We start from the raw sequence: 12,207 nt of genomic DNA, 5'->3' as shown, positions 1-12,207 counted from the left end.
GGCAGCCTGACATACGGTGCTGTCGCTGGGCAACCCATGTGCGCCGACCCGTCCCCCTCCCGACCCACGAGGATCAGATGCCCCCGACCCCCCGCCACCTCCCCCAGCTCCTCGGCGACGCCAGACGCTGGTTCGAGGACGCGATGTTCACGGCGCTGGAGGCGGCCGGGGAGCAGCCGGTGACCCCACCGCAGGCGCAGCTCTTCGCCGTCCTCGACGAGGAGGGCACCACGGTCTCGGAGGCCGCCCGCCGTATGGGAGTCACCCGGCAGACCGCGCACCAGGCGGTGCACGGCCTGGTCGCCGCCGGGATGCTGGAGCAGGTCCCGCACCCCACCTCCGCCCGCCAGCGCCTGATCCGCCGTACCCCGGAGGGGGAAAGGGTGCATCGCCGGGCCGGGCTGATCCTCGAAGCCCTGGAGGCCCAACTGGCCGAACGCGTCGGCCGTGAGACGGTCGACGCGTTGCGTGCCGCGCTGGAGGCCCCGTGGGGGCCGCCTCCGGAAGTGGACCTGCCTCAGACACAGTCTCCTGAGGCGCCGCAGGACATGTGGTGAGTCAGGCGGGCAGTGTGAGGAGGGTGATTGCGGCGTTGAGGACCATGCCGATGCCGATGCCCCCGACGGTCCAGCCGAGTGCCTTGGCGCTGTTGCGGGTGAACCAGTCGTTGATCCGTTGCAGTACCGGCTCGGCCCGGTCGTGCGCGGCGATCCGGATGGCGCCGAGGAGGACTGCCGGGAGGATCATCACGACGCAGTAGCCGACCAGGGCCCCGCCGGTGACCTGCCAGGTGAGATCGGCGTTCGCGAGCAGGCCCACGGCGGCCAAGTAGGGCACCATGGTGACGACTTCCAGCGCTGCATGCGGCCCGGTTCGCCCGACCGGCGGCGGACGCGGGCCTCCAGCCGGTAGCTCGCAACGATGACGATCAGACCGAGGACGAGCTGCCCGATCAGAAGGTGCGTCGGGGCGATGTTGGCCACGGCCTTCTGTACGGCGCGAAGCGCCGCATCGGCCCCCAGCACCAGAAGGACGCCGACGCAGAAGTAGAAGACCGCCACCGTGGCCAGGTAGAGGGCGATCCGGCCGGTGCGCACCCGCCCGGGGGTGAGCAGCAGCCAGATCGGTATGAGCAGGGTGCCGAAGCTGGTGCTGTCCAGCAGCCCCAGCCCGACCAGCGCCAGTGCCAGCGTCGCGCTCACCGGTCGAACAGCCGGTCGACGCAGCCGGACAGGGCGGTGCTGATACGGGACGCGTCGAATCCGTCGCCGGTCGCCGCGTAGTGCAGGCACAGCCCGTCCACGAACGCGACCAGTGCCGCCGCCTCCGCCTCGACATCGACGTCCGTGGCGAGTTCACCGGCCCGCTGCGCGCCGCGCAGTGCCTCCTCGACGCCTCGCAGGAGCCGCACAGTGGCGTCCCGGTGGACCGCGGCCATGCCTGCGTCGGTGAGCGACGCCTGTACGAAGCTCAGCCAGACCCGCAGCTCGGCATGGAGCTCGGCCGTCAGGGGCAGGGATGCCGACATCATCCGCAACACGAACTCCCGGACCGGCGGCTCGATGGGGATGGCCGCGATGCGCTCCTCGGTCCGCCGGTAGACGTAGGCGATCCCGAACCTCAGCAGTCCGTCCTTCGAGCGGAAATAGCGCTGGACGAGTCAAATATTTTACTGCGGTACGTCCTTGAGGAACACCAGCCCGTCAGTGCCCGCCAAGTGCGCCGGGTCGAACGGGGCGTACCCGAACCACGGAGACTCCCGGGGCGCGGGCGCCGCATCGCCGAAAGCGTCCGCCAGTCGGGCGGTATCGACGACGCAACGGTCCTCGGGAAGCGCGTACAGGAGCCCTTCGAGGGTGTCCGGCGCCGGGGCGTCCACTCCCTGGTGCCGGATCGTGCCGAGGGCGGTCGCCACGAAGGCGTACTCCTCACCCAGCCGTGCACTCACCAACGCGCCCGCACTCCACCACTCCACCACCCCCTGCCACATCCGCATCGAGCTCTTCGCCCGCTGGAGATGGGCGTTCTGGGCGTGGACCATCGCGGGGCCCCGGGCGGCGAGAGCGAGCAGGTTGTCGGCCATCATCGAATCCCGCAGTGCGCACAGCCGGGACATGCGGGCAGGTGAGGTGTCGGCCATCGCGGAGTGGTAGCGCAGGAGGCCGAGCGCGGTACGTCCGTACAGGCGTGCCCGGTCCCAGTCCTCGCGTGGGGCAGCCGCGAGCAGCTGCGGTGTCTGTGTGTCGAGAAGTGACACCAAGTCGTCAGCCAGCAGCCGGAGTTGACAGGCCTCGGTGGACTTCCCCACGGACTGGGACGGGTCCATCATCGCGGCGGGATCGGTCCACCGTTCGTCGGCGCCGAGCAGCCGGTCGAGCGCCTCCGCGGTGCACGGGAGCAGGTCCGCGTCCACCTGGGCCGAGAGGTGGCCGTGCAGTGCGAGGAGGGCCCGGCGGGGGCTCGCGGACTCGGACATCTCCAGCGGACCGTCGAAACCGGCGAAGCGGACCTGGTCGGTGGCGGGCCGGCCGTCGTTGAACGCGCGCATCCAGCGCACCAGTTCCCGGTTGGCCGCCGAGGCGCCCCAGCCGTGGCTGAACCCGTGCTCCATGACTTCGTCGAGGGTGCCGGTGCCCGAGGTGACGTAGGCGTCCACGAGCAGCCCCTTCAGGCAGTCGCTCTCGATGGCGATCGTCCGGTAGCCCTCCTGGTGGCCGCCCTCCGCCCGCTCCTCCGCCCGCTCCTCCGCCCGCTCCCCCTCCTGATCGGCCTCCTGATCGGCCCCCTGCTCGACGAGCTGCCGGAAGAGCTCGTTGCGGAGGTCGAGGAGCGTGTCCTCGCCGTGCGTGGGTTCGCCCAGGGCGAGCAGCCGGGGGCGGGCCGTGAGCAGCCCCAGGACTGCGGAAGCCTCGACCGGATGTGTGGTGCCCTTGATGTCAGTAGCCATGCCTTCAAAGCTATCGTTGAAGTCACGGTGGAAACTTTTCTCAATTCATCCCGTGAAATCGGCAGGGTCATGAAAAAAAACCTTCAAACCGGTGAACGGCTCAGGCCGGTCGATCTCGCACGCGCGCACGGTTTGTCCACCCAGGCGGTACGGAATTACGAAGCGGCCGGCATCCTCCCGCCCGCCGGTCGCACTCCCCATGGCTACCGCACCTACACCCCCCTGCACGCGGCGGCCCTGCGCACCTTCCTCGCCCTGGCTCCCGGCCACGGACACCCGACGGCGACGGCGGTCATGCGCGCGGTGAACGAGGGGGCGGAGGAGGAAGCGTTCCGCCTCATCGACGAGAGTCACGCCGAGCTCCTCGACGACCGCCGGACCCTCCGCGCGGTGGAGAGCGCCCTCCGCGACCTGGACCCCGCCACGGCATCCGGCCCTGCCGCCGCTTCCGGGCCCGACGCCACCTACATCGGCCCCTTGGCCGCCAAGCTCGGAATCCGGCCCGCGACCCTGCGCACCTGGGAGCGCGCCGGGCTGGTCACCCCGCGCCGCGACCCGTTGACGGGGTACCGGGTCTACCAGGAGGCCGATGTGCGGGACGCCCGGCTGACTCATCAACTACGGCGCGGAGGACACCTGTTGGAGCAGATCGCGCCACTGATCGCCCAGGTGCGGGCGGCCGGTGGCCTGGAACCCCTGGAGGCCGCACTGGGCGACTGGCACGGCCGCCTGTCCGCGCGCGGACGCGCAATGCTGGCCGGGGCGGCCGAGCTGGAGGCGTATCTGCGCGCGGGCGCAATCGGGGGCGCGGGTGAGGTTGAGCGTGCACGCGCTGGTCAGTCCTCCCAGTAGCCCCTCGACAGCGTGCGCGCCGGTCGGCCGTCGTCCGGAGTGAGAGGTACGAGGTGGTGCCGGCCGTCACCGGTGACGACGAGCACCGTGCCAGGGTCCGCCCAACTCGCCTCGGTCAGACCGTCGTTCGGGTCATCGCCATGGAGGCGGCCCACACGCCACCGCCGTTGGGAGGTGCCCGAGCCTTCGTCGACGTACACCCGCCAGACCGGATCGATGGAGATCGAGTCCTCCTCGACCACCAGTCGCCGGTCGGAGCGCCCCGGCGCCTCCTGGACACTGGTGACCTCCGGGCCCAGGCCCGAGAATGCCCGGAAGGGGACCAGGACGAGCCCGGCGGCGCTCGCCAGTACGGCCGTCGCCGCCGCCACCGAGCGGACCGGGGGCCGCTGGAAACGCAGGTGCACCGCACCTGCCAGTACCCCAACGATCAGCATCGGCAGGGCAATTGGATGGTGGAACACCTGGGCCACCAGCAACAGCCCGCCGTCCCTGGCGGCCAGCCTGCCGAAGGCCGTCCCCACCGCCAGGAACACGGCGAGGCCCAGCAGCCACCAGGCTCCCCGCGCGCGGAGCAGTTCTCGCCGCCCGTGCCCCACCTCATCGGTCGTCACCCGCATGACCCGCATGCCGCTCCCGCCCTCGGCTCAACTCCCGTCCGAACGGGAGCAGTTGTGAAGGGAGTGTCGCATCGATGGAGGGTTTGGGTGTCGGCTTCCTACGGACGCTCTTCCGTTGTGCGCGCCACCAGCGAGTCCGCCACATACGCCTCCAGGTCCGGCACGGCGGGCGTGAGCACATGGCGGACCCAGGCGTCGCGTTCGTGCAGCAGGGGCGGGAGTTCGTAGACGCAGCCGATCAGGTTGCGTTCGCGGGTGGGGCCGGTCAGGGGGAGGAAGTGGGTGGGGTCCTCGTCGGGGCAGCCCAGGGCGGGCTGGCCGGCCATCGCGCCCGCGAAGTGCAGGGCGTTGTCCCAGACCCAGGTGTACGCGTTGAGGTACGCCCCGCTGTCGCCGCCCTTGTGCAGGATGACGAAGGCGGCGGGCGGGGTTCCGTCGGGGGCGGGGAGCAGGTCGGGAAGGATCTCGTACGCCGCCTTCTCGACGTCCGGGGCGATTCCGGCCGGATCGAGGGTCACGTGGTAGCGCTTGATCCGGCGCCCGGACACCTCGATCGGGGGGAGGATCCGGAGGTGCTTCTCCTGGAAGGGGGGAGAGGGGGAGACCGGGGGAGCGTCGTGGGAAGTCATGGGAGGACGGTAGGGGGCATTCACTGACATCTAGTGTCAGCGAAGTGGGGGTCGATTGAAAGGAGTGCCGAGAGAGGTGGGGCCGAGTGGAACGGGTGCCGCTTCCGGGGGTTGGGGGCTGGGCGTCAACCGGCCGTCGGCGCTGCGGTGGTGAGGGTGGTGGAGAAGATCCGGTCCAGGTGATGGTGGAGCACCGTGATGGCCGACTCCGGATTCCGTTGGCCGACGAGGATGCTGGTGCCCATGGTCGCCGCCATGGCGAGCAGGCTGATCGCCTCCGTCCGGGCATCGATGCCGGGGTCGGCCAGTTTTGCCTCCCGGGCCTGTTCGAGGAGGCCGGCCAGGGCGTTCTCGGCGGCGTTGGGGTTGTCGATGAACGGCTGGGCGGCCAGGGTCTCGTCGGTGACCGACAGGATCGAGTAGGAGCTGTAGAGGAGATGGAAGGTGCGGCTCTCCTCGTCGGTCGGGAGCGAGGCCAGCAGCAGCGCCTCGATGGTCGCGCGTGGGCCGGGGGCCGGACCGGCGGCGGCCAGGCGGGCGCCGACGCGTGCGGTGAACAGGTCGGTGAGGTGCTGGAGTCCGTAGAAGAGGAGCTTCTCCTTGGTCTCGAAGTAGTACTGCACGAGCCGTAGCGACACCCCCGCCTCGGCCGCCACCTCACGCATGCCGACGGCGTGCAGCCCGCGCCGTCCGGCGACCCGGATGAGTGCCTCGGCGATCTGGGCGCGCCGTTCCTCGTGGTCCACGCGCTTCGGCATTGTCGGCATCTCCGTTCGGTGGGAGCTCGTGTCCGCCCAAATCCCGGCCGGGTTCGGACGCGGGCTCCGAGTGGTTTTCAAGGTGGTTCCGGGGGCTCGGGGCCCGGACTTTTTTCATGGTACCGCCGTATCAAGGTCGTGGTACGGTCGTACCACAAAGAGTTGATCTTCCGGAGGTGCCCCGTGCCCGAGAACACGAACCGCGTACGCCGCGACGTAGGCCGCTACGTCAGCGACGAGCTCCGCGACCGCTACTTCGCGGCCGGTGACGTGCTCTACGCGATGGGTGCGCCCATCCGTGACGAGACGGACGTCGAGACCAGCTTCGGCACCACGCACGTCTACCGGTACGGCCCCACGGACCCCACTGCCCAGTCCCGCACCCCGATCGTCCTGATCCACGGCGCCGGCTACTCCTCCGCCATGTGGTACCCCAACACCCCCGGGCTCAGCCTCGACCGACCCGTCTACGCCTTCGACACCCCCGGTGACGCGGGCCGCAGTATCCACCGCGAGCCCATGTGGCAGCCTGAGCGAGCCGCCCAGTGGATGGACGAGACCCTCGACGCACTCGGTCTCGACCGGGTCCACCTCGTCGGTTCCTCCTACGGCGGCTGGCTGGTGCTGAACCAGGCTCATCGGCGCCCCGAAAGGCTGGCCTCCGTCACCGCCCTCGACCCGGGCGGCCTGGAGAAGGTGGGGCTGCGCTTCTTTGCCTGGGTGTTCATCAGCCTGTTCGCCACCTTCGCCCCCAAGGCACTGCGTCCGCGCCTCGCGGCCTGGCTGGACCAGCCGGTCATCGCCGTCCCCGAGATGAGGAAGTGGATCCAGCTCGGCGCGCGTGCGTTCCGGATCCGCCGCCCCGCACCCCTGGCGCTCTCCGAGGACGCGCTGCGCTCGATCCGGACCCCGCTCTACGTCATCCTGGGCAAGCGCAGCCTGCTCGTACACCCCAAGCGGCAGCTGGAACGCGTACCTCGGCTGGTCCCCGGGGCCCGCGCCGAGATCATCACCGCGACGGGCCACGGACCGCAGATCGACCACCCCGACGTGGTCAACGCGCGGATGCTCGCCTTCATGGAAGAGACGGACTCGTCGGCCAGTGCCGCGACCGACAGTGCGGCCGGCAGGTAGGACCGGGGTGGGGGCGGCCCGGGCAGGACGGACCCCCGGGCACCGCCCGCACGCCATGGTGTAGGAGTTGTCCGCCTGCGCCGGACGGCGCGTTCGGTCAATTCGGTGGGGTGTGGATGAAGTCGAGCCGGTTGCTGTCGATCCTGTTGCTGCTCCAGGCCAGGGGGCGGATGACGGCCGCCGCGCTGGCCGACGAACTGGCGGTGTCGCTGCGCACCGTCTACCGGGATGTCGAGGCGTTGCAGGCTGCGGGCGTGCCGTTGTACGCGGACGCCGGGCACGGGGGCGGCTACCGGCTGCTCGACGGGTACCGCACCCGTCTCACCGGGCTCAACAGCCCCGAGGTGGAAGCCCTGTTCCTGTCGGGTGTGCCAGGCCCGGCCGCCGCCCTCGGGCTCGGCCCCGACCTCGCCGCGGCCCAGCGCAAACTGCGTGCCGCGCTCCCCGCCGAGCTGCGCGAACAGGCCGACCGGATGAGCTCGCGCTTCCATCTGGACGCCCCGGGCTGGTATGCGTCCGACGACGCCGTGCCCTTCCTTCCGGAGGTCGCGGAGGCGGTCTGGAGCGGTCGGGTCATCGAGGTGCGTTACCGCAGATGGAAGGAGCCGGTGGAGGTGGACCGGCGGCTGTCACCGTACGGACTGGTGCTCAAGGCGGGGCGCTGGTACGTGGTCGCGGGGCCCGGCCCTCGGACGTACCGCGTCGACCAGATCCTCCAACTGGGCGACGGAGGTGAGGAGTTCACTGTCCCGGACGGCTTCGGGCTCGCCGCGTACTGGGAGCGTTACCAGGCCGATTTCCACGCCCGGTTGCCTCAGGGGGAGGCGGAGGTACGTCTCTGTGCTCGCGCCGCACCGCGGCTGACGGGGGCGGTGCGGCAGGCCCTGCACCGCACCGGTGTCCCGGAGGGGGCCGAGGGAGGGGACGGCGGATGGATTCGGGCGACCCTGCCCATCGAGTCGCTCGACCATGCCCACGACACCTTCCTCGCCCTCGGCGCGGACATCGAGGTGCTCGCCCCGCCGGAGCTGCGGGCGCGACTGGCGGAGACGGTGCGGGTGCTGGGGAAGCGTTACGGAGTCGAAGCCGGGTCAGGGGCTTCGCCCAGCTCACGCGCGTAGCAGAGCGACTTGTCCAGTCCCTCGTACGACCCGAAGTTCGGGATGCGGCGGTAGCCGGAGCGGGTGTAGAAGCGCACCGCGTCCGGCTGGGCGAGGCCCGTTTCCAGGAGCAGCCGGGTCCAGCCCTGTCGGCGGGCCCACTTCTCCAGCGAGGTCAGCAGGAGTGCTGCGGCTCCGGTTCCGCGGCTGGCCGGATCGACGTACATCCGCTTGAGTTCGCCGCTCCTGCTGTCGATGGCGCGCAGCCCGGCGCAGCCCACGGCGGTGCCGTCGGGGTTCCGTGCGACGACGAACACGGCGATGTCCGCGGCGGACGGCGGAGTGCCGGGTTCGCTGTCCGGGGTGCCGTACCGCTCGGCCATCTCGGCCCGCTGGCGGGCTCGCAGGGCGCCGGCGTCGGGGTCCTCCCAGGACACCTCCTCCACGACAAGGGCTGAGTGTGTGGTCGTCGTCATGGGGCGGAATTCTGCCGGACAGTGGTTTCGCCTGTGTAAACCTGCCCGGAACCTGTGTAAACCTGCCCGGAATCGGGCACGGGTGAGCGGTTTGGGGTGGGGGATCGGTTCCTGTTGCCTTGACGCGGGCGTCAACGTTTAGCGTCGTCCTCATGCGCATCGGCGAACTGGCGGAGCGGGCCGGGGTCAGTACCCGGACCCTGCGGTACTACGAGTCGCGCGGGCTGTTGCCCGCCAGGCGCGCGGTGAACGGATACCGCGTGTACGGGGACGACGACCTGCGGCTCGTGGAGCAGATCCGCACGCTTCAGGACTTCGGGTTCGGTCTTGAGGAGACCCGGCCCTTCGTGGAGTGCCTCCAGGCGGGGCACCCGGCGGGGGACTCGTGTCCCGCTTCGCTCGCCGTGTACCGGAAGAAGCTGTCCGAACTCGATGCGCTGATAGGCGAGTTGACGACCGTACGTGATCAGGTGACGGCGGAATTGGTGCGGGCCGAGGCGGAGCTCCCGGAGGGGCCCGTGCCGTTGTGCGAGCTCGGCCAGGCGCAGCTTCGGATGCGGCAGCTTTCTGCGGACGAGTGACACGTGGCCAGCGATGAGTGACGGGTGAAGGGGAACAGGATGTTCAAGGCGGCAGGGGTCGACGAGGTCACGGACGCGAACTTCGCGGACGAGGTGCTGAAGGAGAAGGAGCGCACGGTGCTGGTGGAGTTCGGGGCGGACTGGTGCGGGCCGTGCCGGCAGCTCGCGCCGGTGCTGAGTGCGATCGCCGAGGAGGAGGGCGAGCGGATCAAGGTCGTACAGCTCGATGTGGACCACAACCCGGGCACGGCAGCCGCGTACGGGGTGCTGGCGGCGCCCACGCTGATCGTCTTCCGGGACGGTGAGCCGGTGAAGTCGATGGTGGGGATCCGGCCCAAGCGGAAGCTGCTGGAGGAGATCGCCGACGTGCGGTGAGCGCTGGGTGGCCGTGGTGGGCGAGTGGGTGAGCGGGCTCGGCAGGCGTAGTGCGCATTCATCCGGTTGACCTACCCCCTTCCATGCGGATACCGCATGGCTGTGGGTAGGGTGGGGTGCATGGGAATGAGCCTGGAGGAGTCGCTGCGGCTGACCGTGGCCGCACTGATGCAAGCGACGGGGGAGTCCCAGCGGACGGTCGCCGGGGTGCTGGGGCTGACGCAGACCCAGGTCTCGCGCCGTCAGTCCGGGGCCGCCTCCTGGCAGCTGGACGACGTCGACGCGCTGGCCGCGCACTACGGCATCGGCGCACTCGACCTCCTGTCCGGGCCGACCCGCGCGTGCGAGGCGCTGCCGGAGGCCCGGCGGCGTACCGTTCCGGCGAGTGGTGCGAACGGTAAGCGGAAGGTGCGGTCCGGTGAGTGACTTCGATGCGATCGATTCGCTGCTCTCGGGTGTGGCCCCGCAGGCCGACCTGCCTCCGTCGGAGGTACGTCGCTCCCTGCGCGAGCAGGCCCATCTGTCGAAGGCGCAGGTGGCGAGGGCACTCGGAGTGAGCCCCAGCACGGTCGGCGGCTGGGAGGCGGGGCGCGACCCGGTCGGCGAGATCCGCACCAAGTACGCCTATCTGCTGGACGGGTTGCGGGACCGGCTGGCGGTGGAGGAGCGGGAAGCGGAAGCGGAAGGAGGAGTGGGGGCGGCAGGGGAGGCTTTGGGCGCCGATGCCGTACGCCCGGACGACGACCCCGGCGCCGTACGCCCGCACGATGACTCCGAAGCGAACCCGGGCGAGGACGGGGACCCCGACCTGGATTCCGACGTCGAAGTACTCGCCTCCCCGGAGCCCTGTGTGCTGTGCGGGCGCCCGGCCCGGCACCGTATGGACGGCTTCGCCCAACACCTGGACCCGGCCGACTGCCAGGCGACGGCGGCCCCGGACCCGGCTCCTGATTCTGGCCCTGCCCCCGTCACGGACCCTGCCCCCGTCACACCGCCCGCCCCCACCCCCGTACCGCCACATCGCACCACGAACCCCACCCACCCCTCCCAGCGTGCCAACAAGGGCAACGCCAACAAGGGCAACGCCAACAAGGGCAACAAGGCCAACAACGCCAACAAGGGTGAACGCCCCCCGCGCGGCCGTGCCTTCCAGCCCGAGTCCGTGCCCGGGGACCTCGTCACCCATGCCGTGCAGAGCGTTCTCGCCGAGCATCAGGGGGATGTCGAGGGCGCCACGGCCGCGCTGATCAAACGCGCCATCCCCGATGCCATGCAGCTGCTCGACCGGACCCGGGTCGGCGGCCGGTACGACATCGTGGCGCACCCCTGGATCCCGGACGTCCTGCGCAAGCAGACCGCCAAGGGCGCCGACCAGATCTGGGAGGCCCGCCCCAAGTGGACCCGGGCCCAACTCCCGCCCGGCGCCCACGAGGTGACCGCACTCGACATGAACGGCGCCTATCTCTCCGCCCTCAAGACCCACCTCCCGATCGGCCAGCTGGAGCACTCCACCGGTTTCGCCCACGACCGCCGCCGGGCCGGCGTGCACCTCATCACCCCCTCCCACTGGGACCACGAGGACGTACTCCCCAACCCCCTCGGCAACCGTGACGAACCCGGCCCCCTCTGGGTCACCGAACCCACCCTCCGCCTCCTGCTGCGCCTCTCCGGCCCCAAGCACGGTCTCTGCGACCCGCCGGAGATCCATGAGTCGTACACCTCGGGCTCGACGGAGGAGCTGCTGGAGAAGTTCCGGGTGGTACTGAAGGACGCCCGGGACTCGGCGATCGCCGAGGGCGACGAGGTCACGCTGGAGTATGTGAAGGCGATGTACTCCAAGTTCGTCGCCACGATGGGGGAGTCGAACTACAACCGGGAGCTGTACCGCCCCGACTGGATGCACCTGATCCGCTCGCAGGCGTTCGCCAACCTCTGGATGAAAGCGCTCAAGGCGTACGAGCAGGGCCTGCACGTGGTCCGCGCCATGGGCACCGACGAACTCCACGTCATCGGCGACTGGCGGCGTGTCTTCGCCGAGGGCCGAGGAGTTACCGAGGTCAAGGTGAAGGACACTTACAGCGTCGGCGGCACGGCCGACGGCCCAGCCGTAGGACCAGTCGCAGGGGAGGAGGGGTAAATGCCCGAGAAGAACATCGAGTTCGGGAAGTTCGGTGCCCGGGGCATCAAGGGCGCGGACGCCGTCGCCCGTCAGCTGGACGCGCTCGCGGGCGGCATCGCCACCCCCGTGACCGTCAAGCGAGGCCTGATGGCCCGTCTGCACTACCTCACCCGCACCCCGCACGCCCGCCGCGCCGCCCGCGAGGCAGGTCTCACCGTCACCGACCGCACCCTCAAGGCCTGGCTCGACGGCAAGCGCCGCCCCACCGCCGCCAACCTCGCCCGCATCGACGCCGCCTATCGCGTCGTCCGCCGCCAGAACGTCGCCAAGCACCTCCTCAAGCGCCTGCACCGCGACGGCCGTGGCACCCGCGTCGAGATCCACCCCGTCAACCAGTCCGGTGTCGACCAGCGGCTCTCCCGGGTCATCGAGTTCCGCACCCTGAACGTGCGCCGCTGGGACCGCATCGTCACCACCTGGGCGGCCGACGACGCTCACGGTCTGGAAGCGGCCTGGGACGACACGATCGTGGACCTGGGCTCGCAGTGGGGACAGTACGAGTACGTGACGAACGTGGGGTTCGCGGCGTAGGCCAGCCGCGCCGCCCCCGGCCGCT

At 70.5% G+C, this 12,207-nt stretch carries 15 protein-coding genes and 1 pseudogene; 9 read left to right on the top strand and 7 right to left on the bottom strand.

Annotated elements, in window-relative coordinates:
• The first annotated feature begins 77 nt into the window (after positions 1–77).
• A complete protein-coding gene (locus ACIA73_RS02985) occupies positions 78–557 on the top strand; it encodes a MarR family winged helix-turn-helix transcriptional regulator (RefSeq protein ID WP_399436461.1) in 480 nt (159 codons plus the stop codon).
• A 1-nt stretch (position 558) separates the two neighbouring features.
• On the opposite strand, the pseudogene ACIA73_RS02980 reads toward ACIA73_RS02985, so the two are convergent.
• The 3 genes and pseudogenes from ACIA73_RS02980 to ACIA73_RS02970 form a co-directional block, all read right to left on the bottom strand.
• Positions 559–1,202, bottom strand: a pseudogene (locus ACIA73_RS02980) (GAP family protein).
• Complete coding sequence (locus ACIA73_RS02975) at positions 1,199–1,540, bottom strand: TetR family transcriptional regulator C-terminal domain-containing protein (RefSeq protein WP_399436460.1); 342 nt, start codon at positions 1,538–1,540, stop codon at positions 1,199–1,201. Before ACIA73_RS02975 ends, ACIA73_RS02980 begins: the two are co-directional and overlap by 4 nt.
• 129 nt (positions 1,541–1,669) lie before the next feature.
• Complete coding sequence (locus ACIA73_RS02970) at positions 1,670–2,947, bottom strand: erythromycin esterase family protein (protein ID WP_399436459.1); 1,278 nt, start codon at positions 2,945–2,947, stop codon at positions 1,670–1,672.
• 69 nt (positions 2,948–3,016) lie between these two features.
• On the opposite strand from ACIA73_RS02970, the gene ACIA73_RS02965 reads away from it, so the two are divergent.
• Positions 3,017–3,799: a TioE family transcriptional regulator gene (locus ACIA73_RS02965; protein WP_399436458.1), complete on the top strand. Its 783-nt coding sequence runs from the start codon at positions 3,017–3,019 to the stop codon at positions 3,797–3,799.
• On the opposite strand, the gene ACIA73_RS02960 is transcribed toward ACIA73_RS02965, so the two are convergent.
• The 3 genes from ACIA73_RS02960 to ACIA73_RS02950 all read right to left on the bottom strand — a co-directional run bounded on the left by ACIA73_RS02960 (position 3,784) and on the right by ACIA73_RS02950 (position 5,806).
• A complete protein-coding gene (locus ACIA73_RS02960; RefSeq protein WP_399436457.1) occupies positions 3,784–4,413 on the bottom strand; it encodes a hypothetical protein in 630 nt (209 codons plus the stop codon). The two genes, ACIA73_RS02965 and ACIA73_RS02960, sit on opposite strands and share 16 nt — an antisense overlap.
• A gap of 104 nt (positions 4,414–4,517) precedes the next feature.
• Entirely contained in the window at positions 4,518–5,048 is a 531-nt protein-coding gene (locus ACIA73_RS02955; RefSeq protein ID WP_399436456.1) for a hypothetical protein, read from the bottom strand.
• Positions 5,049–5,173: 125 nt separating this feature from the next.
• Positions 5,174–5,806 (bottom strand): TetR/AcrR family transcriptional regulator, encoded by a 633-nt coding sequence (locus ACIA73_RS02950; RefSeq protein ID WP_399436455.1) that lies wholly within the window; start codon positions 5,804–5,806, stop codon positions 5,174–5,176.
• A 183-nt stretch (positions 5,807–5,989) separates the two neighbouring features.
• Between ACIA73_RS02950 and ACIA73_RS02945 the strand changes: the two genes are divergently transcribed.
• Complete coding sequence (locus ACIA73_RS02945) at positions 5,990–6,940, top strand: alpha/beta fold hydrolase (RefSeq protein ID WP_399436454.1); 951 nt, start codon at positions 5,990–5,992, stop codon at positions 6,938–6,940.
• A gap of 116 nt (positions 6,941–7,056) precedes the next feature.
• Positions 7,057–8,061 carry a helix-turn-helix transcriptional regulator gene (locus ACIA73_RS02940; RefSeq protein ID WP_399436453.1) on the top strand — a complete coding sequence of 335 codons (1,005 nt, stop codon included), beginning with the start codon at positions 7,057–7,059 and terminating at the stop codon, positions 8,059–8,061.
• On the opposite strand, the gene ACIA73_RS02935 is transcribed toward ACIA73_RS02940, so the two are convergent.
• Positions 8,013–8,516: a GNAT family N-acetyltransferase gene (locus ACIA73_RS02935; protein WP_399436452.1), complete on the bottom strand. Its 504-nt coding sequence runs from the start codon at positions 8,514–8,516 to the stop codon at positions 8,013–8,015. The two genes, ACIA73_RS02940 and ACIA73_RS02935, sit on opposite strands and share 49 nt — an antisense overlap.
• A 152-nt stretch (positions 8,517–8,668) precedes the next feature.
• Between ACIA73_RS02935 and ACIA73_RS02930 the strand changes: the two genes are divergently transcribed.
• The 5 genes from ACIA73_RS02930 to ACIA73_RS02910 all read left to right on the top strand — a co-directional run bounded on the left by ACIA73_RS02930 (position 8,669) and on the right by ACIA73_RS02910 (position 12,182).
• Positions 8,669–9,097, top strand: coding sequence for a MerR family transcriptional regulator (locus ACIA73_RS02930; RefSeq protein ID WP_399436451.1), 429 nt, complete (start codon positions 8,669–8,671; stop codon positions 9,095–9,097).
• 39 nt (positions 9,098–9,136) lie between these two features.
• Positions 9,137–9,472: a thioredoxin gene (gene trxA / locus ACIA73_RS02925; protein WP_399436450.1), complete on the top strand. Its 336-nt coding sequence runs from the start codon at positions 9,137–9,139 to the stop codon at positions 9,470–9,472.
• A 120-nt stretch (positions 9,473–9,592) separates the two neighbouring features.
• On the top strand, positions 9,593–9,898 hold the full coding sequence (locus ACIA73_RS02920) for a helix-turn-helix domain-containing protein (RefSeq protein ID WP_399436449.1): 306 nt from the start codon (positions 9,593–9,595) through the stop codon (positions 9,896–9,898).
• A complete protein-coding gene (locus ACIA73_RS02915; RefSeq protein WP_399436448.1) occupies positions 9,891–11,609 on the top strand; it encodes a helix-turn-helix domain-containing protein in 1,719 nt (572 codons plus the stop codon). Before ACIA73_RS02920 ends, ACIA73_RS02915 begins: the two co-directional genes overlap by 8 nt.
• On the top strand, positions 11,610–12,182 hold the full coding sequence (locus ACIA73_RS02910) for a transcriptional regulator (protein ID WP_399436447.1): 573 nt from the start codon (positions 11,610–11,612) through the stop codon (positions 12,180–12,182). It begins immediately after the preceding gene.
• Positions 12,183–12,207 lie beyond the last annotated feature (25 nt).

Source organism: Streptomyces sp. NPDC051561 (genome assembly GCF_044454195.1).
Taxonomy (GTDB): domain Bacteria; phylum Actinomycetota; class Actinomycetes; order Streptomycetales; family Streptomycetaceae; genus Streptomyces.
This window is presented reverse-complemented; position numbering and strand designations above follow the sequence as displayed.

Bases quoted from the DNA above. Each gene is read 5' to 3' on its own strand.
- ACIA73_RS02985 (WP_399436461.1), top strand. From the start codon at position 78: ATGCCCCCGACCCCCCGCCACCTCCCCCAGCTCCTCGGCGACGCCAGA.
- ACIA73_RS02970 (WP_399436459.1), bottom strand. From the start codon at position 2,947: ATGGCTACTGACATCAAGGGCACCACACATCCGGTCGAGGCTTCCGCA.
- ACIA73_RS02965 (WP_399436458.1), top strand. From the start codon at position 3,017: ATGAAAAAAAACCTTCAAACCGGTGAACGGCTCAGGCCGGTCGATCTC.
- ACIA73_RS02955 (WP_399436456.1), bottom strand. From the start codon at position 5,048: ATGACTTCCCACGACGCTCCCCCGGTCTCCCCCTCTCCCCCCTTCCAG.
- ACIA73_RS02950 (WP_399436455.1), bottom strand. From the start codon at position 5,806: ATGCCGAAGCGCGTGGACCACGAGGAACGGCGCGCCCAGATCGCCGAG.
- ACIA73_RS02940 (WP_399436453.1), top strand. From the start codon at position 7,057: ATGAAGTCGAGCCGGTTGCTGTCGATCCTGTTGCTGCTCCAGGCCAGG.
- ACIA73_RS02935 (WP_399436452.1), bottom strand. From the start codon at position 8,516: ATGACGACGACCACACACTCAGCCCTTGTCGTGGAGGAGGTGTCCTGG.
- ACIA73_RS02930 (WP_399436451.1), top strand. From the start codon at position 8,669: ATGCGCATCGGCGAACTGGCGGAGCGGGCCGGGGTCAGTACCCGGACC.
- trxA (WP_399436450.1), top strand. From the start codon at position 9,137: ATGTTCAAGGCGGCAGGGGTCGACGAGGTCACGGACGCGAACTTCGCG.
- ACIA73_RS02920 (WP_399436449.1), top strand. From the start codon at position 9,593: ATGGGAATGAGCCTGGAGGAGTCGCTGCGGCTGACCGTGGCCGCACTG.
- ACIA73_RS02910 (WP_399436447.1), top strand. From the start codon at position 11,610: ATGCCCGAGAAGAACATCGAGTTCGGGAAGTTCGGTGCCCGGGGCATC.